The sequence below is a fragment of the Streptomyces sp. NBC_00271 genome, assembly GCF_036178845.1.
Lineage (GTDB): Bacteria > Actinomycetota > Actinomycetes > Streptomycetales > Streptomycetaceae > Streptomyces.
On the sequence record NZ_CP108070.1, the window covers coordinates 2,907,733 to 2,931,086 of the forward strand.

A 23,354-nucleotide genomic window follows, 5' to 3' on the forward strand; every position below is an offset into this window, starting at 1 on the left:
GATCAGCGGGCGTAGTACTCGACGACGAGCTGCTCGTCGCAGATCACCGGGATCTCCTTGCGGTTCGGCTCGCGGTCCAGGCGGAACGCCAGGGCCGGGAGGTTCACCTGGAGGTAGCGCGGGGTCTCGCCGTCGGGGGCGAAGCCACCGGCGCGGGAGACCTCGAACAGCGTCTTGCTGCGGCTGCGCTCGCGGACCATCACGACGTCGTCGGGACGGACGCGGAAGGACGGCTTGTCGACCTTCTGGCCGTTGACCTCGATGTGGCCGTGAACGACCATCTGGCGGGCCTGGTAGATCGTGCGGGCGATGCCCGAACGCAGGACCAGCGCGTCGAGACGGCGCTCGAGCTCGATGATCAGGGCCTCACCGGTCTTGCCCTGGACCTTGGAGGCACGCTCGTAGGCGCGGACGAGCTGACGCTCGGACACGTCGTACTGCGCGCGCAGACGCTGCTTCTCGAGCAGACGGACCTTGTAGTCCGAGTTCTGCTTGCGGCCACGGCCGTGCTCGCCCGGCGGGTAGGGGCGGGCCTCGAAGTACTTGACGGCCTTCGGGGTCAGCGCGATGCCGAGGGCACGCGACTTCTTGACCTTGGGGCGGGACTGATTCGCCACTTTTTCTCTTTCCGTGATTTCGGCTCACCAGAGTTAAGGGAGGTCGCAATCCGCAGCCCGGGAAACCCCGCGGGTCCTCGGGGGACCTGCTGGGCAGCCGCTCCTGGGTCTGGGCACATACGTGCAGCACGCGAGTGGCCCACCGACCGTTCCCGGAGACCGGGTGGTGGTGGGCTGCCCGCGACACCTTCGACGGTGCGCGACGCTCCTGGAATCCCTCCGTGACGGCAGGGGCTCCGGCTGGATGTCCCGTTCTGGTGGTGCCGACCGGAGCCGGACACGGGACGCAGCGCTTCGCGTCATGTTACAGGGTGGTCAGGACCGCCCTCTACCGAGGTGCTTCCTGGTCCACTCCACCGCGTCCGCGTAGCGCGCCTCGGCGCCGTGCCGGGTCGGTGTGTAGTACTCCCGGTCCCTGAGCTCTTCGGGGGCGTACTGCTGGGCGGCGATGCCCTCGGGCAGGTCGTGCGGATACACATACCCCTGGGCGTGCCCGAGCTTGGCCGCGCCCTTGTAGTGCCCGTCGCGCAGATGCATCGGCACCGGGCCCGCGTGCCCCTTGCGTACGTCCTCCATCGCGGCGCCGATGGCCATGGTCGCGGCGTTGGACTTCGGGGCCAGGGCGAGGGCGATGGTGGCGTGGCTGAGGGTCAGCGCGGCCTCGGGGAAGCCGATCATGGCGACGGCCTGGGCGGCGGCCACGGCTATCGGCAGCGCGTTCGGGTCGGCGAGGCCGATGTCCTCGCTGGCGGAGATCATCAGGCGGCGGGCGATGAAGCGGGGGTCCTCGCCCGCCTCGATCATCCGGGCCAGGTAGTGCAGCGCGGCGTCCACGTCGGAGCCGCGGATGGACTTGATGAGGGCGCTCGCCACGTCGTAGTGCTGGTCGCCGTCGCGGTCGTACGTCACGGCGGCGCGGTCGACGGTCTCCTCCAGGGTCTGGAGGGTGATCTCCGGCTCGCCCTTGTCGAGCGCCGCGCCGGCGGCGGCCTCCAGGGCGGTCAGGGCGCGCCGGGCGTCTCCCCCGGCGATGCGCAGCAGGTGCCGCTCGGTGTCCTCGGGGAGGGTGACGGCCTCCTTGAGGCCGCGCTCGTCGGTGAGGGCCCGGCGCAGCAGGCCGCGCAGGTCGTCGTCGGTGAGCGGTTCGAGGGTGAGGAGGAGGGAGCGGGACAGGAGCGGGGAGATCACCGAGAAGTACGGGTTCTCGGTCGTGGCGGCGATCAGCGTCACCCAGCGGTTCTCGACGGCCGGGAGCAGGGAGTCCTGCTGGGCCTTGCTGAAGCGGTGGATCTCGTCCAGGAAGAGGACGGTCTCCTTGCCGAAGCCGCCGGTGGCGCGGCGGGCGCCGTCGATGACCGCGCGGACCTCCTTGACGCCCGCGGTGATCGCGGAGAGCTCCACGAAGCGCTTGTTGGTGGCCTTGGAGACGACGTACGCGAGGGTCGTCTTGCCGGTGCCGGGCGGGCCCCAGAGGATCACCGAGGACGGTCCGGCCGGACCGCCGTTCCCCTCGCCGACGAGTCTGCGCAGGGGTGAGCCCGGCTTCAGCAGATGCTGCTGGCCCACGACCTCGTCGAGGGTACGCGGGCGCATCCGTACGGCCAGGGGGCTGCTGGACGGGTCCTTCTCCTGGCGTGCTTCTGCTGCGGCGGTGAACAGGTCGGGCTCCACGTCCAAAACCCTATGTCACGCCACTGACAATCCCCGCAGGGCTGTCAGCTGGTCCAGAAGTCCCACCAGCGGGTCAGGATCAGCATCCCGATGATCCCGATGTGCACGACGGGCAGGACCCAGGTGAACTCGCCGAAGAAGCTCTTGAGCCAGCGCGGGGCGGGCAGGAAGTCGTTGCGGATGTTCGACGAGGTCACGTACCAGAACATGATGATCGTGGCGACCCAGGCCAGCGAGCACCACAGGCACAGCGAGTTGATCCGGTACAGCGACTGGAACTGCAGCCAGGTGCAGAATCCGACACCGAAGAGGGTGCCGGCGTTGAAGGTCAGCCAGTACCAGCGCGGGTAGGTGGCCCGCGCGAGCAGGCTCATCCCGACGCAGATCACGATGCCGTACGCCACCAGGCCGAGCATCGGGTTGGGGAACCCGAAGGCCGCGGCCTGCTTGCTCTTCATGATGTTGCCGCAGGAGACGACCGGGTTCAGGCTGCACCCCGGCACGAAGTTCGGGTTCTCCAGCAGCTTGAACTTGTCGATCGTGATGACCCACGCGGCGAGCAGACCGGCCGCACCGGTGATCACCAGCAACAGGGCGAGCGCACGGCTGCCGCCGACCGTCCGGGGACCGGCCGCGCGTTCCTGGTCGATGGAGATGACTGTCGTCGTCTTGCTCATCACGCCGTTTCCGTAGTCTCGAAGGGCCTGCGGGCAACCGACATTGTGCCGCACCCACGTGTGTGTCCACCGTTCGATGGACATAAGGAGGTACGCACGGTCGTCCCGGAACGTTCGTTTCGGCGGCAGGCTCGTCGGCATGACAACACACGCGAACGAACTCGCGGTGGACGTGCGGGGGCTGCGCAAGCAGTACGGAGACGTGACCGCCGTCGACGGCATCGACCTCGGCATCCGCCGCGGCGAGGTGTTCGGCCTGCTCGGACCCAATGGCGCGGGCAAGAGCACCACGGTGGAGATCCTCCAGGGCAACCGCGGGCGGGACGCGGGCGAGGTGTCCGTGCTCGGCGCGGACCCGGCGACGGGCACACGCGCGTGGCGCTCGCGGGTCGGCATCGTCTGGCAGGACGAATCGGCGCCCGCGGAGTTGACGGTCGACGAGACCGTACGGCACTTCGCCCGCTACTACCCGCGGCCCCGCGACCCCGAGGAGGTCATCGGGCTCGTCGGTCTTGAGGCGAAGGCGGGCAGCCGCATCAAGGCGCTCTCGGGCGGCCAGCGCAGGCGTCTGGACGTGGCGCTCGGGGTGATCGGCGGCCCCGAGCTGCTGCTCCTGGACGAACCGACGACCGGCTTCGACCCGGCCGCCCGCCGCCAGTTCTGGGACCTGATCCGGAAACTGGCCGACGAGGGCACGACCATCCTGCTCACCACGCACTACCTGGAGGAGGCGGAGGCGCTGGCGCACCGGCTCGCGGTCGTCGCGCGGGGCCGCGTCGTCGCGGAAGGCGAACCCGCCGCGCTCCGCGAACGCTTCGGGACCGAGGCGACCGTCGAGTGGACGGAGGCCGACGGCACGACGCGCAGCGAGCGCACGGACACCCCCACGCGCACGGTCGCGGAGCTCACCCGCCGCTTCGACGGCGAGATACCCGGACTGAGCATGACCCGCCCGACCCTGGAGGACGTCTATCTCCGCCTGACCGGACAGGAGAACGCGCGATGACCCTGACGACCGTACGCGTACGCGGGGAGGCCTCCTCCGTGCGACTGCCCGGAGCCTGGGGCCTCGGCCTGCGACGGGGCGCCCTGGAGATCAAGCAGTTCTTCCGTCAGCGCGACCAGGTGGTGTTCACCTTCGCCTTCCCCGTCGTCTTCCTGTTCCTCTTCGCGTCGATCTTCAGCGACGACGTGCGGGGCGCGGGCATCACCGCCTCCCAGCTGTACGTCCCCGCGATGATGGCCGCGGGCATCATGTCCACCAGCTTCCAGTCCCTCGGCATCTCCATCGCGATCGAGCGGGACGAGAAGGTGCTGCGGCGGCTGCGCGGCACTCCGATGCCACCGGCCGCGTACTTCCTGGGCAAGATCTGGCTGGTCCTGGTCACCGGCCTCATGGAGACGGCGATCCTGCTCGTCGTCGGCACGTCGCTGTACGACGTGAAGCTGCCCTCGGATCCCGCCAAGTGGGCCGACTTCGCCTGGATCTTCGTCCTGGGCCTGACGGCCTGCGCCCTGCTCGGCATCGCGATCAGCTCGGTGCCGAAGTCCGGCAAGAGCGCCACGTCCGTCGTCGTACTCCCCTTCCTCGTGCTGCAGTTCATCTCCGGGGTCTACATCGCCATCGACACGATCCCCGACTGGATGCTGAACATCGGCGCCCTGTTCCCGCTGAAGTGGATGTGCCAGGGGCTGCGCGGGGTGTTCCTGCCCGAGTCGGCGAAGGTCCTGGAACAGGCGGGCGGCTGGGAGTTCGGGCGGATCGCCCTGGTGCTGGGGGCCTGGTGCGTCGGAGGATTGCTGCTGTGTCTGCTGACCTTCCGCTGGAAGAACCGCCGCGCCGGATGACCGAACGGATCGCCGGACCGGGCGGCACGATGAGCTCGTACACCTGGGACCGCTCCTTCCGGCTCTGGGACTCGTACTTCGCCCTCGTGTGCGTGGCCACCCTGGTGTTCGTGCTCGGCACGGGGCATCCGGGGTGGCACCTGCGCCTCGTCTCGGCGGCGCTGTTGGTGGCGCTGATTCCCTGGTACGTGATGGTGGGGCGCCCCGTCCTCGGCGGCGACCCGCCCGACGAACGTCGGGCCCTCGGCTATCTCGCGGGGACGATCGTGCTGTTCCTGCCGTCGGGGATCCTCGTCGGTGAGACCCGGCTGATGACCTTCGCGCTCGTCCCCCAGTGCTTCATCGCGCTGCGCCTGCGCTGGGCGCTGACGGCCGTGACGGTCATCAACATCGCGCCGGTGGTGGGTTGGGCGCTGCTGTGGTGGCCGAGCGACCAGGACGTCTTCTTCAACTCGCTCTTCGCCGTGGTCACCCTCGTCTTCTCGGCGGCTGTCGGCAGCTGGATCATCCGCATCATCGAGCAGAGCCAGGAACGGGCCGAGCTGATCGCCGAACTGGACGCCAGTCGCCACGAGCTCTCCCGGCTCTCGTCGGCGCACGGCGCGCTGGCCGAGCGGGAACGGCTCTCCCGGGAGATCCACGACACGCTCGCGCAGGGCTTCACGAGCCTGCTGATGCTGGTGCAGGCGGTCGAGGCCGAACTCGACCACGACGTCCCGCAGGCCCGCCGCCACCTGTCCCTGATGGCGGAGACGGCCCGGCAGAACCTCGCCGAGGCGCGGGCCCTGGTCGCCGGGGGCGCGCCCGCCGATCTCGACGGGGCCTCGCTGCCCGACGCGCTGCGCCGGCTGGCCGCGCGCCACGAGGCGACGGTCGACGTCACCGGCCCCGTGCGCGCGCTGCCCGCCGGGCCCGAGGTCGTGGTCCTGCGTTCCTGCCAGGAAGCGCTCGCCAACGCCCGCAAACACGCGGGGAGTTCGTCGACGATCGCGGTCGCCCTGACGTACGCCCACGATTCGCTGACGCTCTCCGTACGGGACGACGGCCCCGGCTTCGACCCCGGCGCGCCGGTCGGCGGTTACGGTCTGACCGGGTTGCGTGCCCGGGCCGCGGAAGTGGGCGGCAGGGCCCGTGTGCGCAGCGCGCCCGGCGAGGGCACGACCATCACCGTCTGTCTGCCCGTTCCAAGGAGTGACTCGTGATCCGCATCGTGCTGGCCGACGACCATCCCGTCGTACGGGAAGGGCTGCGCGCGATGCTCAGTGCCGAGCCCGACCTCGATGTGATCGCCGACGCGTCGAGCGGCCCGCAGGCGGAGGCGCTGGCGGCCGAACTCCGGCCGGACATCGTCCTGATGGACCTGCGGATGCCGGGGGGCGGGGGTGTCGACTCGATCGTGCGGATGACCGAGGCGGGGTTGGGCTGCCGGGTCATCGTGCTGACGACGTACGAGACGGACCGGGACATTCTGCGGGCGGTCGAGGCCGGAGCCGCGGGCTATCTCCTGAAGGACCTCCCTCGCGCCGAACTCGCCGACGCCGTCCGCTCCGCCGCGCGCGGCGAGACCGTGCTGGCCCCGTCCGTCGCCGCCCGACTCGTCGACCAGCTCCGTACGAAGCCGGAGCGGCCGAGGTTGTCCGAGCGTGAGACGGCGGTGCTGCGGCTGGTGGCGGAGGGCTGCACGAACGCCGAGATCGGGCGCCGCCTGTTCATCGGCGAGTCCACCGTGAAGACCCACCTGCTGCGGGCCTTCACCAAACTGGGGGTGGACGACCGAACCGCGGCGGTGACGAGCGCGATGCGCTCCGGCCTACTGGACTGACGCCGACCCCGAGGCTTTCCGGGGCGCAGCCCGGCCCAAGGGGCGCGGGGAACTGCGCGACCAGCCCCCACCCACCCGCACCCGAAGAACCCACCCGGGGGTCTGGGGGCGGAGCCCCCAGGAAGGGATGATGGGGGTCCCCCCTGCTCGAGCGAAGCCGAGAGCTTGGGGGAGGGTAGGGGCGGCGGGGGCGAGAAACCCGGTCCTCAGCCCAGTCGCGTCTCGAGCTCCGCCACGATCTCGTTCACCCCGACCGCCACCTGCTCACCGGACTCCATGTCCTTGAGCTGCACCACACCCTCGGCGAGATCCCGCTCACCGGCGACGACCGTGTACCGCGCCCCCGACCGGTTCGCGTTCTTCATCGCCCCCTTGAGCCCCTTGGCCCCGTAGGAGAAGTCGGCGGCGACACCGAGCTTGCGCAGCTCGGTCACCTTGGCGAAGAGCACCCGACGGGCCTCCTCACCGAGCGGAACGGCGAACACGCTCGTGGCCGCGGGGAGTTCGAGCGAAACACCCTCCGCCTCCAGGGCGAGCACCGTGCGGTCGACACCGAGCGCCCAGCCCACCGAGGGCAGCGCGGGCCCGCCGAGCATCTCGGACAGGCCGTCGTAGCGCCCGCCGCCGCCCACCGCGGACTGGGAGCCCAGACCGTCGTGGACGAACTCGAAGGTGGTCCGCGTGTAGTAGTCCAGGCCGCGCACCAGCTTCGGGTCGTCCTCGAAGGCAACCCCCGCCTCCGTGATCAGCTCGCGCACCTCCTCGTGGTACGCCTTGCACGCGTCGCAGAGGTAGTCACGGAGCAACGGCGCGCCCACCAGCTGCTTCTGCACGTCGTCGCGCTTGTCGTCGAGGACCCGGAGGGGGTTGATCTCGGCACGGCGCAGCGTGTCCTCGTCCAGGTCGAGGCCGCGCAGGAAGTCCTGCAGGGCGGCCCGGTACACCGGACGGCACTCCTGGTCGCCCAGCGAGTTCAGCAGGATGCGGAAGTCCCGCAGCCCCAGCGACCGGTACGCCTGGTCCGCCAGGATGATCAGCTCGGCGTCGAGCGCCGGGTCCTCCGCACCGATCGCCTCGGCGCCGACCTGCGAGAAGTGGCGGTAACGGCCCTTCTGGGGACGCTCGTAGCGGTAGTAGGAGCCCGAGTACCAGAGCTTGACGGGGAGGTTGCCGGCCTTGTGCAGGTTGGCCTCCAGCGCGGCGCGCAGTACGGAGGCCGTGCCCTCGGGGCGCAGGGCGAGCTGGTCGCCGCCCTTGGTCTCGAAGGCGTACATCTCCTTGGTCACGATGTCGGTGGACTCACCGACACCGCGCGCGAAGAGCTCGACGTTCTCGAAGCCGGGCGTCTCGATGTAGCCGTAGCCGGAGTTGCGCAGCGGCGCGGCGATCGCCTCGCGCACGGCGAGGTACTTGGCGCTCTCGGGCGGGATCAGGTCGTACGTGCCCTTGGGGGCCTTGAAGGTGCTCACGAAAGTCTCTCGTCACATTCCTCGTCGGGGAGCGGGTTCGGCGCCGCGCGCTTGGCGGTCCGCCGCCACCTGCCGCAGATACGGGTTGGTGGCTCGCTCCTGGCCGATGGTCGTCTGGGGGCCGTGGCCGGACAGCACCACGGTCGAGTCGTCGAGCGGCAGGCACACACGGGCCAGCGAGCCGAGCATCTCGTCCATGTCACCGCCGGGCAGGTCGGTGCGTCCGATGGAGCCGGCGAAGAGCAGATCGCCCGAGAAGAAGACCGACGGAATGTCCGCCGTCTCGGGCATCTGGAAGGTCACCGACCCCTTCGTATGGCCGGGCGCGTGCGCGACGGACAGCTCCAGACCGGCCAGCTCCAGCCGCGTGCCGTCGGTGAGCGTCCGCACGTCGTCCGGCTCCCCCACGGTCAGCTCGCCCATCAGCGGCATGCCGATGGAGCGGCCGAGCGCCCGCTCCGGGTCGCTCATCATGTACCGGTCGTCGGGGTGGATCCAGGCCGGTACGTCGTGGGCACCGCAGACGGGCACGACCGAGGCCACGTGGTCGATGTGGCCATGGGTGAGGACGACGGCGACGGGCTTGAGCCGATGCTTCTTGAGTGCGTCCTCGACTCCCTGGGCGGCCTGATGGCCCGGGTCGATGATCACGCACTCCTCACCGGCGGCGGGGGCGACCAGGTAACAGTTGGTGCCCCAGGCCCCGGCGGGGAACCCGGCAATGAGCACGATCGTCCTTCGTGGTGGCGTACGCGTGATGCCGTACGGGGTGGGTGGCTGTGGATCAGAGCCTACCGGCGCTGCCGATTCCTCAGCTAACCCATATACGGTACGGGGCACACGCAGGCGGTCGGCTCACAAGACGCACGCGTCCCACTTGACGTACGAGACGCATGAGGAGATAACCCGGTGGTCACCCAGGAACAGCGGCGGCGTCAGCTCGCCCGGGAGAAGTTCTTGCGGCAGCAGCAGCGGCGTACGGCCGCGCGGCGCAAGTCACACATGCGCAATACGGTGGTCGCGTCGGTCCTCGGCGTGATCGTCGTCGGCAGTGTGGTGTCGTACGCGACCGGGGTCTTCAAGGACGACGGCAAGAAGGCCAACGCGGGCGCGGAGGTCACGCCGAGCGCCTCCCCGACCAGCAAGGCGCCGGACCCGTGCGCCAAGCCCGCCGAAGGCGCGGTGAAGTCGCTGAGCTGGAAGACGGAGCCGGCGATGACCATCGACAAGTCGGCGGACTACACGATGAAGCTGGCGACGACCTGCGGCGACATCGACGTCGCGCTGAAGACGGCCGCGGCCCCGCACACGGTGAACTCGTTCGACTTCCTCGCGGGCAAGGGGTTCTTCGACCACACCAAGTGCCACCGGCTCACCACGAACGGCATCTACGTGCTGCAGTGCGGTGACCCGAAGGGCACCGGCAGCGGCGGTCCCGGGTACACGATCCCGGACGAGAACCTGAAGGACACCAGCCTCAAGGGCGGCATCTACCCGGCGGGCACCCTTGCGATGGCGAACCAGTACAACGCCCAGACGCAGCAGGGACGCAACACGGGTGGCAGCCAGTTCTTCCTCGTCTACCAGGACAGTCAGCTACCGGCCGACTACACACCGTTCGGAACTATTTCCAAGTCCGGCCTCACGGTTCTCAAGAAGATCGCCGCGGCCGGAGAGAGCACAGGCCAGGGCGACGGGGCGCCCAACGCGACGGTCGTGGTCAACAAGCTGACCGTGACGAAATCCTGACCGTCAACTGCGAAATTTCGGTCGCGCTGGATGCGGACAGCCGCCGGGCTGGTCGCCTATGTTGGCCGTGACGAAACTGTGGACGATGCCCAGGGGCCCTGAAGCCCCTCGCAGGCATCATGTGGAGGAGGCGCTGTGAGCAGCGACCCGTGGGGCCGCGTCGACGAGACGGGGACCGTGTACGTGCGTACGGCCGATGGCGAGCAGGTCGTCGGTTCCTGGCAGGCCGGCTCCCCTGATGAGGCGCTGGCCTACTTCGAGCGCAAGTACGAAGGCCTGGTTGTCGAGATCGGCCTCCTCGAGCGACGAGTGAAAACCACCGACCTGTCGGCGAAGGACGCCCAGATCGCGATCGACCATATTCGCGAACAGGTGGACGCCCACCACGCGGTCGGCGATCTGCAGGCGCTGAAGAAGCGGCTGGACAAGCTCGTCGAGACGGTCGACGCGCGCCGTGAGGAGCGCAAGGTCCAGCGTGCGAAGCAGTCCGACGAGGCGCGGCACTCCAAGGAGGCGCTGGTCGTCGAGGCGGAGGAGCTGGCGCAGAGCGACCAGTGGCGGGCGGCCGGTGAGCGGCTGCGCTCCCTGGTGGACACCTGGAAGGGGCTGCCGCGACTCGACCGCAAGTCGGACGACGAGCTGTGGCACCGCTTCTCGCACGCGCGCTCGGCGTTCTCCAAGCGCCGCAAGGCGCACTTCGCCTCGCTGGACGCGCAGCGCGAGGACGCCCGCAAGACCAAGGAGAAGCTGGTCGCGGAGGCCGAGTCGCTGTCCGCCTCCACGGACTGGGGTCCGACGGCGGCGCGTTACCGCGAGCTGATGGCGGACTGGAAGTCCGCGGGCCGCGCGCAGCGTGAGCACGAGGACGACCTGTGGAACCGCTTCCGCGGCGCCCAGGACGTGTTCTTCGCGGCGCGCAGCTCGGTCTTCGCCGAGCGGGACGCCGAGCAGTCGGAGAACCTGAAGCTCAAGGAGGAGCTGGCCGAGGAGGCCGAGAAGCTCGTCCCGGTGCAGGATCTGAAGGCCGCCCGCGCTGCCTTCCGTTCCATCAACGAGCGCTGGGAGGCCATCGGCCACGTGCCCCGCGACGCCCGCCCGAAGGTCGAGGGCCGGATGCACGCGGTGGAGCGGGCTCTGCAGGAGTCCGAGGAGGCCGAGTGGCGCCGGACCAACCCGGAGGCACGCGCGCGTGCGGAGGGTCTGACCGGTCAGCTGCAGGCCGCCGTGGACAAGCTCCAGGGCCAGATCGAGACGGCGCGCGCCGCTGGCAACGCTTCGCGGGCCGACAAGCTCCAGAAGGAGCTCGATGGCCGTCAGGCGCTGCTGGACCAGGCGTTGAAGGGTCTCCAGGAGTTCGGCGGCTGAGGCTGCCGAGGCGGCTGGGTTTTCCCGCCACTACGTAGAGGGGCTCCCGTACGGTTCGTACGGGAGCCCCTCTACGTAGTGGCCCGTTGACGGGCCAGGGAGGTCAGGACCCGTCGGAGGGCCTGCGCGCCGAGGTCACCCGGTACACGTCGTACACGCCCTCCACGCCCCTGACCGCCTTCAGGACGTGCCCCAGGTGCTTGGGGTCGCCCATCTCGAAGGTGAAGCGAGAGGTGGCGACGCGGTCGCGGGACGTCTGGACGGCCGCGGACAGGATGTTGACGTGCTGGTCGGACAGGACGCGGGTGACGTCCGACAGGAGCCGGGAGCGGTCCAGGGCCTCGACCTGGATGGCCACCAGGAAGACCGAGGACTGGGTGGGTGCCCACTCGACCTCGAGGATGCGCTCGGGCTCGCGGGAGAGCGAGTCGACGTTGACGCAGTCGCTGCGGTGCACCGATACGCCGCTGCCGCGGGTGACGAAGCCGATGATCGGGTCGCCGGGGACGGGCGTACAACAGCGGGCGAGCTTGACCCACACGTCCTCGACGCCCTTGACGACGACACCGGGGTCGGCGTTCGAGCGGCGCTTGCGGCCACGCCCGCGCGCGGGCGGAACGCTCTCGTCGATCTCCTCGGTGGCCGCCTCCTCGCCGCCGAGGGCCTGCACCAGCTTCTGCACGACGCTCTGCGCGGTGACATGGCCCTCGCCGATCGCCGCGTACAGCGAGGAGATGTCGGGGTAGCGCATCTCGTGCGCGAGGGTGACCAGGGAGTCGCCGGTGAGGATGCGCTGGATCGGCAGGTTCTGCTTGCGCATCGCCCGGGCGATGGCGTCCTTGCCCTGCTCGATCGCCTCGTCGCGGCGCTCCTTGGAGAACCAGGCGCGGATCTTGTTGCGGGCGCGCGGGGACTTCACGAAGCCCAGCCAGTCGCGGGAGGGGCCCGCACCGGCCGCCTTGGAGGTGAAGACCTCCACCAAGTCGCCGTTGTCCAGGGTGGATTCGAGCGGGACGAGGCGTCCGTTGACCCGTGCGCCTATCGTCCGGTGGCCGACCTCCGTGTGGACCGCGTACGCGAAGTCCACCGGTGTCGCGCCGGCCGGGAGCGCTATGACGTCACCCTTGGGCGTGAAGACGAAGACCTCGTTGCGGGACAGGTCGAAGCGCAGGGACTCCAGGAACTCGCTCGGGTCCTCGGTCTCCTTCTGCCAGTCGAGCAACTGGCGCAGCCACGCCATGTCGTTGACGGTGTCCTGACCCGCGCTGCCCTTGGCCGCCCGGGGCACGTCCGTACGGATCTTGGAGGAACCGGCGACGGTCTCCTGCTTGTACTTCCAGTGCGCGGCGATGCCGTACTCGGCACGGCGGTGCATGTCGAACGTGCGGATCTGGAGTTCGACCGGCTTGCCGTTGGGCCCGATGACCGTCGTGTGCAGCGACTGGTACATGTTGAACTTGGGCATCGCGATGTAGTCCTTGAACCGGCCGGGGACCGGGTTCCATCGCGCGTGCACGGTGCCGAGGGCCGCGTAGCAGTCGCGGACGGTGTCCACGAGGACGCGGATGCCCACCAGGTCGTAGATCTCCGCGAAATCACGGCCTCGTACGATCATCTTCTGGTAGACGGAGTAGTAGTGCTTCGGGCGGCCGGTCACCGTCGCCTTGATGCGGGCGGCGCGCAGGTCGCCCTGGACCTCGTCGGTCACTATGGCGAGGTATTCGTCGCGCTTGGGGGCGCGCTCGGCGACCAGGCGCACGATCTCGTCGTACATCTTGGGGTAGAGGATCGCGAACGCGAGGTCCTCCAGCTCCCACTTGATGGTGTTCATGCCCAGGCGGTGGGCGAGCGGCGCGTAGATCTCCAGGGTCTCGCGCGCCTTCTTCTCCTGCTTCTCGCGCTTGAGGTAGCGCATGGTGCGCATGTTGTGCAGGCGGTCGGCGAGCTTGATGACCAGGACGCGGGGGTCCTTGGCCATGGCGACGACCATCTTGCGGACGGTCTCGGCCTGCGCGGCCTCGCCGAACTTGACCTTGTCGAGCTTGGTGACGCCGTCGACGAGCAGGCCGACCTGGTCGCCGAAGTCGCGCCTGAGCGTGTCCAGGCCGTACTCGGTGTCCTCGACGGTGTCGTGCAGGAGGCCGGCCATCAGCGTGGCGGGGTCCATGCCCAGCTCGGCGAGGATCGTCGTGACGGCGAGCGGGTGCGTGATGTACGGGTCGCCGCTCTTGCGCTTCTGACCGCGGTGCCAGCGCTCGGCGACCTGGTAGGCCTTCTCGATCTGCCGCAGCGTCGACGTCTCGATCTTCGGGTCGTTGCTGCGCACTATCCGCAGCAACGGCTCCAGGACCGGGTTGTACGGGTTCGAGCGCTGCACGCCGAGCCGGGCCAGGCGGGCGCGGACGCGGTTGGAGGAGGAGCTGGGGCGGCCGGACGGGGCGGCCGCGGAACGGACCGCCGGAGTCTTCGCGGGGCGCTCGGAAGGGGCCGGCTTGGGGCGTGGCTGCTCGGCCGCCTTGTCGTCAGGCGCGGACTGGGCGTGCTCGACCGGCCCGCTCGTGGCGTTCTTGGCGGGCTTCGCCGCAGGGGCCGAGGCAGGCTCGGGCTTGGCGGCGGTGAGTGGCTGGGCCTCGTCTGGCAAGAGGGCTCCTCGTGCGCGTTCCGGGTCCCCCGGTCAGGCTCCGGAAACCCCATGGTAGCGATCCTGGGCGCCGGGCTCGCTTTCGGCCGCTGGGACGGCCTCGTACAGGAAGAACGCGAGAGGCGGGCTCCGGATTCCTCCGGGCCCGCCTCCACGCTGTCCTACGGGTGTCTCAGGGCCTTCCCAGGCCTTTCCCGGGGGCTTTCCCCCAGGTGTCGCGAACGCGGCCCTCAGATCTTGAGGAGCGCCTCCAGCGGAGCGCCCGCGAGAGCCGGCTCCAGACGGCCGCGGCCGCCGAGGAACCCGAGCTCCATGAGCACGGCGACGCCCGCGACCTCGGCGCCCGCCCGGCGGATGAGCTGGAGCGAGGCCTCGGCGGTGCCGCCGGTGGCGAGGACGTCGTCGACGACCAGGACGCGGTCGGCCGCGCTCAGGTCCTCGGCGTGTATCTCGATCTCGGCCGAGCCGTACTCCAGGTCGTACGCCTGCGACAGGGTCGCTCCGGGGAGCTTGCCCGCCTTGCGTACGGGGATGAAGCCGATCCCGGCGCGGACGGAGACCGGGGCGCCGAGGATGAAGCCACGGGCCTCCAGACCGACGATCTTCGTGGCCTCGGCGCGCACGGCGATCTCCGCCAGGGCGTCGGTGAGCGCCGTGAAGGCCGCCGGGTCCGCCAGGAGCGGGGTGATGTCCTTGAACATCACACCCGGCTCCGGGTAGTCGGCCACGTCGCGGATACGGCTGAGCAGCAGCGTCGTGATGTCCGTGAGCTCGGTCATCGGCGCTTCCCCGAGGGTCGGCCGCGACCGCGGTTGCGGGACGCGGGCTGGTTGCGCGGGCCGACGACCATGGGCCCGTCGTCCTCCGGCTCGTCGTCCAGCATCACCTCGGTGACCTCGGACTCCAGGGGCTCGCCCTTCGCGGCGGCCTGGGCCCGCTTGGCGAGGACGCGCTTCCTGAGGGCCTTCATCTGCGGCTCGCGCTCCTTGAGGTCGGCGACGAGCGGCGTGGCGATGAAGATCGAGGAGTACGCACCGGCCGCGAGGCCGACGAACAGCGACAGCGAGATGTCGTTGAGCATGCCCGCGCCGAGCACACCGCCACCGATGAACAGCAGGCCCGCGACCGGCAGCAGCGCGACGACCGTGGTGTTGATCGAACGGACCAGGGTGCCGTTGATCGAGCGGTCGGCGATCTCGCTGTACGTGTAGCGGGTCTGCTTGGTGATGTCCTTCGTCTGCTCCTTGAGGCTGTCGAAGACGACGACCGTGTCGTACAGCGAGTAACCGAGGATGGTGAGCAGACCGATCACGGTGCCCGGGGTGACCTCGAAGCCGACCAGGGCGTAGATGCCGACCGTGATGGTGATGTCGTGGATCAGGGCGACGAGCGCGGCCACGGCCATGCGCCACTCGAAGGCGATCGCCAGGTAGATCACGACGAGGACCATGAAGATCGCCAGGCCCTCCCAGGCCTTGTTGGCGATCTGCTCACCCCAACTGGGGCCGACCAGGTCGGCGTTGATCTTCTCCGAGTTGACGTTCAGGTCCTTGGCGAGCTCGTCCTTGATCTTGTCGGACTTGTCCGTGTCGATGCCGGCGATCTGGATGCGCAGACCACCGTTGCCGAGCTTCTGGACGACCGCGTCGTGGCCGGACGCCTCCTGCGCGTACGTCTCGGCCTGGGACACCGAGACGCTGGTCTTCTCGGTGGTGAAGACGGCGCCGCCCTGGAACTCGATGCCCATGTTCAGGCCGCGCACCGTCAGGCCGAGGATGGCCGTGATGGTGATCAGGATCGAGATGCCGTACCAGATCTTGCGCTTGCCGACGAAGTCGTAGCCGATCTCGCCGCGGTGGAGCCGGGCGCCGAGGGTGCCGAGTTTCGACATCTCACGCCTCCTTCGGGTCGACGGGGGCGGAGGGACGGCGCGTACGGCGCAGTGGTGGTTTGGCGCCCAGGGCCTTGGGGTCGAGGCCGGACCACTTGTGGCCGCTCGCGTAGAACTTCCGGCGGGCGAGGAGCGTCATCAGCGGCTTGGTGAAGAAGAACACGACGACCACGTCGAGCACCGTGGTCAGACCGAGCGTGAACGCGAAGCCCTGGACCTTGCCGACGGTGACGATGAAGAGCACCGCGGCGGCGAGGAACGACACGAAGTCGGAGACCAGGATGGTGCGCCGGGCGCGCGGCCAGGCACGCTCGACGGCCGGGCGCAGGGAGCGGCCCTCGCGGATCTCGTCCCGGATGCGCTCGAAGAACACGATGAACGAGTCCGCTGTGATGCCGATCGCGACGATCGCACCACAGACCGCAGGCAGGTTCAGTGCGAAGCCGATGGTGGGGCCGAGCAGCGCCATGATCACGTAGGTGAGGGCGCCCGAGACCAGCAGGGAGGGGATGGCGATGATCGACAGGCCCCGGTAGTAGACCACCAGGTAGATGACGACCAGGCCGAGGCCGATGGCGCCCGCGATCAGACCGGCGTGCAGCTGCTCGCCGCCGAGCGCGGCGGTCACCGTGGTGACGCTCGACTCCTTGAAGGTGAGCGGCAGCGCGCCGTACTTCAGCATGTTCGCCAGGCTCTGCGCCTCGGTCTGGTCGAAGCTGCCGGAAATCTCCGCACTGCCGCCGGTCAGCGCCTGCTGGACGAACGGGTCGGAGACGACATCACCGTCGAGGACGATCGCGAACTGGTTCTGCGGGGACTGGTTCTTCGCGAGCTTGCCGGTGATGTCGGCGAACTTCTTGGAGCCACCGGAGGTGAACTCCATGGTGACCTTCCAGCCCGCCGCGCTCTGGGTGTCGAAGACCGCCGCGGCGCTCTTGATGTCCGTGCCCTTGACCTCGGCGGGGCCGAGGACGTACTTCTGCCACTGGCCCGAGGAGTTCTTGCCACAGGCCACGGTGGGGTCGGTGGCCTTGGAGCCTTCGCCGGCCTTGGCGCGCTGCGCCTCGTCGGTGCAGTCGAGCGCGGCGTACTGAGCCTGGAGCTTGGTGGCCGCGGCACTGGCGCTCGCGCTGCTGCTCGCCGACGGCGAGGCGCTGGAGGAGGCCGAGGGGCTGGCCGAGGAGCTCGCGGAGCTGCTCGCGGACGGCGTGGAGTCGGCCTTCAGGGCGTCGGTGACCGCGCGGCCCTGGGACGTGGCGGAGGCCGTCGGGCTCGCGGAGCTCGACGAGGTCGCCTTGTCGGTGGCCTTGTCCGTGGCCTTCGAGGAGGAGCTGCTCGAAGCGCTGGGGGACGGGCTGGCCGACGCGGCCGAACCGGAGACCTCGGTGGCCAGGACCGGGCGGAAGTAGAGCTGCGCGGTGGTGCCGACCTGGGCCCGGGCTTCCTTGGAATTCGTGCCCTTGGGGATGTTGACAATGATGTTGTCGGATCCCTGGGTCTGCACCTCGGCCTCAGAAACGCCGAGACCGTTGACACGGCGGTTCATGATGTCGACCGCGGTGTTCATGTTGGTCTTGTTGATCGCGTTCGGCTGGCCCGGCTCGTTCTTCGCCGTGAGCGTGATGCTCGTGCCGCCGGCGAGGTCGATGCCGAGACGCGGGGTGGGATGCCCGGAGAGGAACATCCCCCCCGTGAGCGCCGCGATGGCGATCAGGATGAAGGCCAGCGAGCGCCCCGGCCTGCTCTGGGCGCTCGCGCTCCGGCCCTTCTTCGGTGCTGCCACCTTCTCGTACTCCCTCTCGGGCCGCCGTGCGCGGGGTCAGCGCGGGGGCGGCCATGACATGGTGTCGGGATTCCGTGCGAAAACGCAGGTCCCGGAGGTGCGGAGCGCGAACGGATCGCGCCGCGTCCCCGGGGCGTGACTACTTCGCGTCGGACTCGCCGTCGGTCTTCTTCGGCTCTGCTTCGTCGGCCTCGTCGGCCTTCGCCTCGGCGGGCTTGTCGGACGGCTCGGCGGCCGCGTCCTTCTTGCTGAGGTCGAGGGGCTTGTCGTCGGAGGCGTCGGAAGAGGCGTCGGCGGCGGGCTCGTCGGTCTCGGTGAGGGAGGAGGCGTCGTCGGGGACGACCGACCCGTCCGCATCCAGGTCGTGCTCGGCGCCGTGGACGATGCGGTTGTACTCGTCGTCGGAGAGCACCGCGCCGATCGCGTTCTTCGCAAACAGCAGGTCGACGCCCGGGCCGGCGTCAAGGAGGACCGAGTCCTCGTTGACCTCCTTGACAGTGGCGTACATGCCACCGATCGTGCGCACGCCGGAGCCGGGCTGCATCTCATTGCGCATGGAAGCGGCCTGCTGCTGCTTCTTCTTGGCCGACCGGGTCATCAGGAACATGGCCCCGATGAGCACGATGAACGGGAGGAGGGTCACGAGACTCACGGGTCGGAACTTCCTTCTTCGACCGCGATTGGTGAGCGGCCTGCTGGATGGGGGTATGTATGCCGTCGACAAGGGCGGCATCGGCGGAGTCTAAGCGAGTCCGCACTCAGGGAACAACGCTCAGCATGGCACCGGGGTTCCTGACCCCGCGAGTGCGCACGCCGTCACGCCCCGAACAGGTCCCCTTGTCCGTTTCCCCCCGTTGACTGGCGCGGCGGCGTCAGACCGAGATGGGCCCATGCGGCCGGGGTCGCCACCCGGCCGCGCGGTGTACGGGCGAGCAGTCCCTCCCGTACGAGGAAGGGCTCGGCGACCTCCTCGACGGTCTCACGCTCCTCCCCCACCGCGACCGCGAGCGTGGACAGACCGACCGGGCCGCCGCCGAACAGCTTGAGCAGGGCCTCCAGAACACCGCGGTCGAGCCGGTCGAGGCCACGGGCGTCGACCTCGTAGACCTTGAGCGCGGCCCCGGCGATCTCGCGCGTGATGATCCCGTCCGCCTTGACCTGCGCGTAGTCCCGGACGCGGCGCAGCAGACGGTTGGCGATACGGGGCGTGCCGCGGGAGCGCCCCGCGATCTCGGCGGCGCCTTCCGAGCCGATCTCCACGTCGAGGAGATGCGCGGAACGGTGGATGACGCGCTGGAGCTCCGCGGGCTCGTAGAACTCCATGTGCGCGGTGAAGCCGAAGCGGTCGCGCAGCGGGGGTGGCAGCAGACCCGCGCGCGTGGTGGCGCCGACCAGCGTGAACGGCGGCAGCTCCAGTGGGATCGCGGTGGCGCCGGGGCCCTTGCCGACGATCACGTCGACGCGGAAGTCCTCCATCGCCATGTAGAGCATCTCCTCGGCGGGCCGGGACATGCGGTGGATCTCGTCGAGGAACAGCACCTCGCCCTCCTGGAGCGAGGAGAGGATCGCCGCCAGGTCACCGGCGTGCTGGATGGCGGGGCCGCTGGTGATGCGGATGGGGGCGCCCATCTCGGCGGCGATGATCATCGAGAGGGTGGTCTTGCCGAGGCCGGGGGCGCCGGAGAGCAGCACGTGGTCGGCGGTGGCGCCGCGCGCGCGGGCGGCGCGCAGGACGAGGTCGAGCTGCTCGCGGACCTTTTCCTGGCCGATGAACTCGTCCAGGTCCTTGGGGCGCAGGGCCGCCTCGACGGCCTGGTCCTCACGGTCGGCGGACGCGCCGACGAGCCGCTCGGCGTCGCTCTCGTCGGTCGTGTGGTCCCAGTTCACTGAAGTTCTCCTAGCCGTGGCATGTCGGCTGTGTCATCCGGCCGGGGGTCCGGGGGTGCTCCCCGGGAAGACACAGCGCGCATGGGTGCCTCGCGGTCTGGTGGTCGGGCGGCCGGTGGTTCAGCGGGCGCGGTTGAGGGTCTGGAGGGCGGCCTTGAGCAGCTGGCCCACCTGGGGTGTGCCCTCGGCGGCCTCGGCCTGCGGGGCGACGGCGGAGACGGCCTCGTCGGCCTCGCGCGTGGCGTACCCGAGGCCGATCAGCGCGGCGTGCAGCTGGTCGCGCCAGCCGGTGCTGACCGGGGCGCCGATGCCGGTGCTCGTGCCGAGGAGCTCGCCGAGCCGGTCCTTGAGCTCCAGCAGGAGCTTCTGAGCTCCCCTCTTGCCGATGCCGGGTACGGCCGTGAGCGTCTTCTCGTCACCCGTGGCGATCGCGCGGCGCAGGGCGTCGGGCGAGTGCGTGGCGAGCATGGCCTGGGCGAGGCGGGGGCCGACACCGCTGGCGGTCTGGAGCAGCTCGAAGGTTCCGCGCTCGTCGTCGTCCGCGAAGCCGTACAGCGTCAGGGAGTCCTCGCGCACGACGAGGGAGGTGGCGAGCTTGGTCTGCTGTCCCATCCGGAGCCCGGAGAGCGTGTTGGGCGAGCACTGGACGGCGATGCCGATGCCGCCGACCTCGACGACCGCGGAGTCCGGGGCGAGGGCGGCGACCGGGCCGCTGACGAAGGCGATCATGCGGTACGGCCTTTCGAAGCGTGGTGCGATGCGGGTTTCGACGCGTGCAGGGCGGCGGCTTGCTGGAGCCGGTTCTGCGCGACGGCCTGCTGGAGTCGGTTCTGCGCGGGGGCGCGCCAGATGTGACAGATGGCCAGGGCGAGGGCGTCCGCCGCGTCGGCGGGTTTGGGCGGCGCGTCGAGCCTGAGCAGCCTGGTGACCATGGCACCCACCTGGGCCTTGTCCGCGCGTCCGCTGCCGGTGACGGCGGCCTTGACCTCGCTCGGGGTGTGCAGGGCGACCGTCAGGCCGCGGCGCGCGGCGCAGAGCATGGCGACGGCGCTTGCCTGGGCCGTGCCCATCACCGTCCGCACATTGTGCTGGCTGAACACCCGCTCCACGGCGACGACTTCGGGCTCGTACTCGTCGAGCCACTGCTCGATGCCCTGCTCGATGGCGACGAGGCGCAGGCCCAACTCGGCGTCCGCCGGAGTGCGTACGACCCCGACGCCGCGCATGGTCAGGGGTCGGCCCGCGACTCCTTCGACCACCCCGACACCGCATCGGGTCAGCCCCGGGTCAACGCCCAGCACCCGCACCCCAAACCCCCCTTTGCGGCCAAGCCGCCGCCGCTCTCGCGGAAGTGGCCGATCGCCGTCGTGGTTCCTCAATCGATGGTTGCGGTCCGAGGGACTGCGATCATCATCCGTCCTCGACAGGCTAACCGCTGCCACTGACAACGACGGCGGGCCGGCAGGACGTGTCCCGCGGGCCCGCCGAAGTGAATCCTTGGCAGCTCAGGCGTCGACCTTGGCCATCACGTCGTCGCTCACGTCGAAGTTGGCGAAGACGTTCTGCACGTCGTCGCTGTCCTCCAGGGCGTCGATCAGCTTGAAGATCTTCCGGGCGCCCTCTTCGTCGAGCTCGACCTGCATGGTCGGGACGAAGTTGGCCTCGGCGGAGTCGTAGTCGACGCCGGCGTCCTGGAGGGCCGTGCGGACCGCGACCAGGTCGGTGGCCTCGGAGATGACCTCGAAGGACTCGCCCAGGTCGTTGACCTCTTCGGCACCCGCGTCGAGCACGGCACCCAGGACGTCGTCCTCGGTCAGCTCGCCCTTGGGGACGATGACGACGCCCTTGCGGTTGAAGAGGTACGAGACGGAGCCCGGGTCGGCCATGTTGCCGCCGTTGCGCGTCATGGCGACGCGGACGTCCGAGGCGGCGCGGTTGCGGTTGTCGGTGAGGCACTCGATGAGCACCGCGACACCGTTCGGCCCGTAACCCTCGTACATGATCGTCTCGTAGTCGGCGCCACCGGCCTCGAGACCGGCGCCGCGCTTGACCGCGGAGTCGATGTTCTTGTTCGGGACCGAGCTCTTCTTGGCCTTCTGGATGGCGTCGAACAGCGTCGGGTTGCCGCCCGGGTCGGCGCCACCGGTGCGGGCCGCGACTTCGATATTCTTGATCATCTTCGCGAAGAGCTTGCCGCGCTTGGCGTCGATCACGGCCTTCTTGTGCTTCGTCGTAGCCCATTTAGAGTGGCCGGACATCTGCCTGTCTCCTTCGCGTAACCCATCCTGTACGAACTCCCCCAGACCTTGAGGATCTGGGGGACCCCCAGATCCTACAAGGACTCCGGTATCCGGTTCGCGCGCACCATGTCGACGAACAGGCCGTGCACGCGGTGGTCACCGGTCAGTTCCGGGTGGAACGACGTGGCGAGCGCGGTTCCCTGACGTACGGCGACGATGTGACCCTCGTGCTCGGCGAGCACTTCGGCCGCGGCTCCCACGGACTCGACCCAGGGGGCGCGGATGAAGACGCCCTCTACAGGATCGCCCTCGACGCCCCGGACGTCGACCGCCGCTTCGAAGGACTCGTTCTGACGTCCGAAGGCGTTGCGGCGCACGATCATGTCGATGCCGCCGATCGTCTCCTGGCCCGAGCGCGGGTCGAGGATCTTGTCGGCGAGCATGATCATGCCGGCGCAGGTGCCGTAGACGGGCATGCCTGCGCGCACGCGCGCGCGGAGGGGCTCCATCAATCCGAACAGGACGGCCAGCTTGGAGATGGTGGTGGACTCGCCGCCGGGGATGACCAGGCCGTCCACCTCGGCGAGCTCCTCGGGACGCCGCACCGGCCTGGCCACGGCGTCGGCCGCGGCCAGGGCGATGAGGTGCTCCCGTACGTCGCCCTGGAGAGCCAGGACGCCTATGACAGGTACGTCAGTCATGTACGTGATGCCTTTGTCCGGTCTCGTCGGTCCGGTCTCTTACCAGCCGCGGTTGGCGTAGCGCTCGGTCTCGGGGAGGGTGTCGCAGTTGATGCCGACCATGGCCTCGCCCAGGTTGCGGGAGGCGTCCGCGATGATCTTCGGGTCGTCGTAGAAGGTGGTCGCCTTCACGATGGCGGCGGCGCGCTTGGCCGGGTCGCCGGACTTGAAGATGCCGGAGCCCACGAAGACGCCCTCGGCGCCGAGCTGACGCATGAGAGCCGCGTCGGCGGGGGTCGCGACACCACCGGCGGAGAACAGCACGACCGGGAGCTTGCCGAGCTCGGCGACCTCCTTGACCAGCTCGTACGGGGCGCGCAGGTCCTTGGCGGCGGCGTACAGCTCGTTGTTGTCGAAGCCGCGCAGACGGGCGATCTCGTTCTTGATCTGGCGCAGGTGACGGACGGCCTCGACGACGTTGCCGGTGCCGGCCTCACCCTTGGAGCGGATCATGGCGGCGCCCTCGGCGATGCGGCGCAGGGCCTCGCCCAGGTTGGTCGCACCGCAGACGAAGGGGGTCGTGAAGGCCCACTTGTCGGAGTGGTTGACCTCGTCGGCCGGGGTGAGGACCTCGGACTCGTCGATGTAGTCGACACCGAGGGACTGGAGGACCTGGGCCTCGACGAAGTGGCCGATGCGGGACTTGGCCATGACGGGGATGGAGACCGCGTCGATGATCTCCTCGATCATGTTCGGGTCCGACATACGGGCCACGCCGCCGTCCTTGCGGATGTCGGCGGGCACCCGCTCCAGGGCCATGACGGCCACGGCGCCGGCGTCCTCGGCGATCTTCGCCTGCTCGGCGTTGACCACGTCCATGATCACGCCGCCCTTGAGCTGCTCGGCCATTCCGCGCTTGACGCGGGCGGTGCCGGTTGCGGTGTTCTCGGCGGGCTGGGCGGTGTTGGAGAGCGTGCTGGACACGGGTTGACCTCACTCGGTGAAAGAGGGTTT

Annotated in this window: 22 protein-coding genes; 6 read left to right on the plus strand and 16 right to left on the minus strand. The window is 69.6% G+C overall.

The features are described from left to right. Positions 1 to 2: 2 nt before the first annotated feature. The 3 genes from rpsD to OG798_RS13685 all read right to left on the minus strand — a co-directional run bounded on the left by rpsD (position 3) and on the right by OG798_RS13685 (position 2,965). Positions 3 to 617, minus strand: a complete 615-nt coding sequence (gene rpsD / locus OG798_RS13675) for a 30S ribosomal protein S4 (RefSeq protein WP_054233962.1) — start codon at positions 615 to 617, stop codon at positions 3 to 5. Positions 618 to 932: 315 nt separating this feature from the next. Next, complete coding sequence (locus OG798_RS13680) at positions 933 to 2,288, minus strand: replication-associated recombination protein A (protein WP_097227675.1); 1,356 nt, start codon at positions 2,286 to 2,288, stop codon at positions 933 to 935. A gap of 44 nt (positions 2,289 to 2,332) precedes the next feature. Further along, a complete protein-coding gene (locus OG798_RS13685; RefSeq protein WP_067365965.1) occupies positions 2,333 to 2,965 on the minus strand; it encodes a vitamin K epoxide reductase family protein in 633 nt (210 codons plus the stop codon). A 139-nt stretch (positions 2,966 to 3,104) separates the two neighbouring features. Here OG798_RS13685 and OG798_RS13690 point away from each other — a divergent pair, with 139 nt between their 5' ends. From OG798_RS13690 to OG798_RS13705, 4 genes are read left to right on the plus strand one after another with little or no spacing between them, the layout of a single operon-like run. Then, on the plus strand, positions 3,105 to 3,971 hold the full coding sequence (locus tag OG798_RS13690) for an ABC transporter ATP-binding protein (protein WP_267061301.1): 867 nt from the start codon (positions 3,105 to 3,107) through the stop codon (positions 3,969 to 3,971). Then, entirely contained in the window at positions 3,968 to 4,813 is an 846-nt protein-coding gene (locus OG798_RS13695) for an ABC transporter permease (RefSeq protein WP_095855783.1), read from the plus strand. Before OG798_RS13690 ends, OG798_RS13695 begins: the two co-directional genes overlap by 4 nt. Beyond that, a complete protein-coding gene (locus tag OG798_RS13700) occupies positions 4,810 to 6,015 on the plus strand; it encodes a sensor histidine kinase (protein WP_095855782.1) in 1,206 nt (401 codons plus the stop codon). The genes OG798_RS13695 and OG798_RS13700 overlap by 4 nt, the downstream gene beginning before the upstream one ends. Beyond that, the gene (locus OG798_RS13705) at positions 6,012 to 6,635 is read left to right on the plus strand and encodes a response regulator (protein WP_121416716.1); all 624 of its coding nucleotides are present in this window, start codon (positions 6,012 to 6,014) and stop codon (positions 6,633 to 6,635) included. The genes OG798_RS13700 and OG798_RS13705 overlap by 4 nt, the downstream gene beginning before the upstream one ends. Before the next feature lie 206 nt (positions 6,636 to 6,841). On the opposite strand, the gene hisS is transcribed toward OG798_RS13705, so the two are convergent. Continuing rightward, the gene (gene hisS / locus OG798_RS13710) at positions 6,842 to 8,104 is read right to left on the minus strand and encodes a histidine--tRNA ligase (protein ID WP_095855780.1); all 1,263 of its coding nucleotides are present in this window, start codon (positions 8,102 to 8,104) and stop codon (positions 6,842 to 6,844) included. A gap of 12 nt (positions 8,105 to 8,116) precedes the next feature. Next, entirely contained in the window at positions 8,117 to 8,833 is a 717-nt protein-coding gene (locus OG798_RS13715) for an MBL fold metallo-hydrolase (RefSeq protein WP_121416715.1), read from the minus strand. Positions 8,834 to 9,013: 180 nt separating this feature from the next. Here OG798_RS13715 and OG798_RS13720 point away from each other — a divergent pair, with 180 nt between their 5' ends. Beyond that, positions 9,014 to 9,853, plus strand: a complete 840-nt coding sequence (locus OG798_RS13720) for a peptidylprolyl isomerase (RefSeq protein WP_267061303.1) — start codon at positions 9,014 to 9,016, stop codon at positions 9,851 to 9,853. 135 nt (positions 9,854 to 9,988) lie between these two features. After that, on the plus strand, positions 9,989 to 11,218 hold the full coding sequence (locus OG798_RS13725; protein ID WP_095855777.1) for a DUF349 domain-containing protein: 1,230 nt from the start codon (positions 9,989 to 9,991) through the stop codon (positions 11,216 to 11,218). A gap of 103 nt (positions 11,219 to 11,321) precedes the next feature. Here the strand turns inward: OG798_RS13725 and OG798_RS13730 are convergent, their stop codons facing one another. From OG798_RS13730 to pdxS, 11 genes are all read right to left on the minus strand, one after another. Beyond that, entirely contained in the window at positions 11,322 to 13,859 is a 2,538-nt protein-coding gene (locus tag OG798_RS13730) for a RelA/SpoT family protein (protein WP_121416713.1), read from the minus strand. A gap of 230 nt (positions 13,860 to 14,089) precedes the next feature. Then, entirely contained in the window at positions 14,090 to 14,638 is a 549-nt protein-coding gene (locus tag OG798_RS13735; RefSeq protein ID WP_121416712.1) for an adenine phosphoribosyltransferase, read from the minus strand. Next, positions 14,635 to 15,750 (minus strand): protein translocase subunit SecF, encoded by a 1,116-nt coding sequence (gene secF, locus OG798_RS13740; RefSeq protein WP_095855774.1) that lies wholly within the window; start codon positions 15,748 to 15,750, stop codon positions 14,635 to 14,637. The genes OG798_RS13735 and secF overlap by 4 nt, the downstream gene beginning before the upstream one ends. 1 nt (position 15,751) lies before the next feature. Then, positions 15,752 to 17,533, minus strand: coding sequence for a protein translocase subunit SecD (gene secD / locus OG798_RS13745; RefSeq protein WP_121416711.1), 1,782 nt, complete (start codon positions 17,531 to 17,533; stop codon positions 15,752 to 15,754). A 139-nt stretch (positions 17,534 to 17,672) separates the two neighbouring features. Further along, the gene (yajC, locus tag OG798_RS13750) at positions 17,673 to 18,185 is read right to left on the minus strand and encodes a preprotein translocase subunit YajC (protein WP_095855772.1); all 513 of its coding nucleotides are present in this window, start codon (positions 18,183 to 18,185) and stop codon (positions 17,673 to 17,675) included. A gap of 164 nt (positions 18,186 to 18,349) precedes the next feature. Further along, positions 18,350 to 19,420 (minus strand): Holliday junction branch migration DNA helicase RuvB, encoded by a 1,071-nt coding sequence (gene ruvB, locus OG798_RS13755; protein WP_095855771.1) that lies wholly within the window; start codon positions 19,418 to 19,420, stop codon positions 18,350 to 18,352. Between the two features lie 120 nt (positions 19,421 to 19,540). Further along, positions 19,541 to 20,149 (minus strand): Holliday junction branch migration protein RuvA, encoded by a 609-nt coding sequence (ruvA, locus tag OG798_RS13760; protein WP_328757085.1) that lies wholly within the window; start codon positions 20,147 to 20,149, stop codon positions 19,541 to 19,543. Continuing rightward, a complete protein-coding gene (gene ruvC, locus OG798_RS13765; RefSeq protein ID WP_060902372.1) occupies positions 20,146 to 20,727 on the minus strand; it encodes a crossover junction endodeoxyribonuclease RuvC in 582 nt (193 codons plus the stop codon). Before ruvC ends, ruvA begins: the two co-directional genes overlap by 4 nt. Positions 20,728 to 20,925: 198 nt before the next feature. Then, a complete protein-coding gene (locus OG798_RS13770; RefSeq protein ID WP_054233944.1) occupies positions 20,926 to 21,678 on the minus strand; it encodes a YebC/PmpR family DNA-binding transcriptional regulator in 753 nt (250 codons plus the stop codon). A gap of 74 nt (positions 21,679 to 21,752) precedes the next feature. Further along, the gene (gene pdxT / locus OG798_RS13775; RefSeq protein WP_261686302.1) at positions 21,753 to 22,361 is read right to left on the minus strand and encodes a pyridoxal 5'-phosphate synthase glutaminase subunit PdxT; all 609 of its coding nucleotides are present in this window, start codon (positions 22,359 to 22,361) and stop codon (positions 21,753 to 21,755) included. Positions 22,362 to 22,400: 39 nt separating this feature from the next. Beyond that, positions 22,401 to 23,324: a pyridoxal 5'-phosphate synthase lyase subunit PdxS gene (gene pdxS / locus OG798_RS13780; protein ID WP_054233942.1), complete on the minus strand. Its 924-nt coding sequence runs from the start codon at positions 23,322 to 23,324 to the stop codon at positions 22,401 to 22,403. Between the last annotated feature and the right edge of the window lie 30 nt (positions 23,325 to 23,354).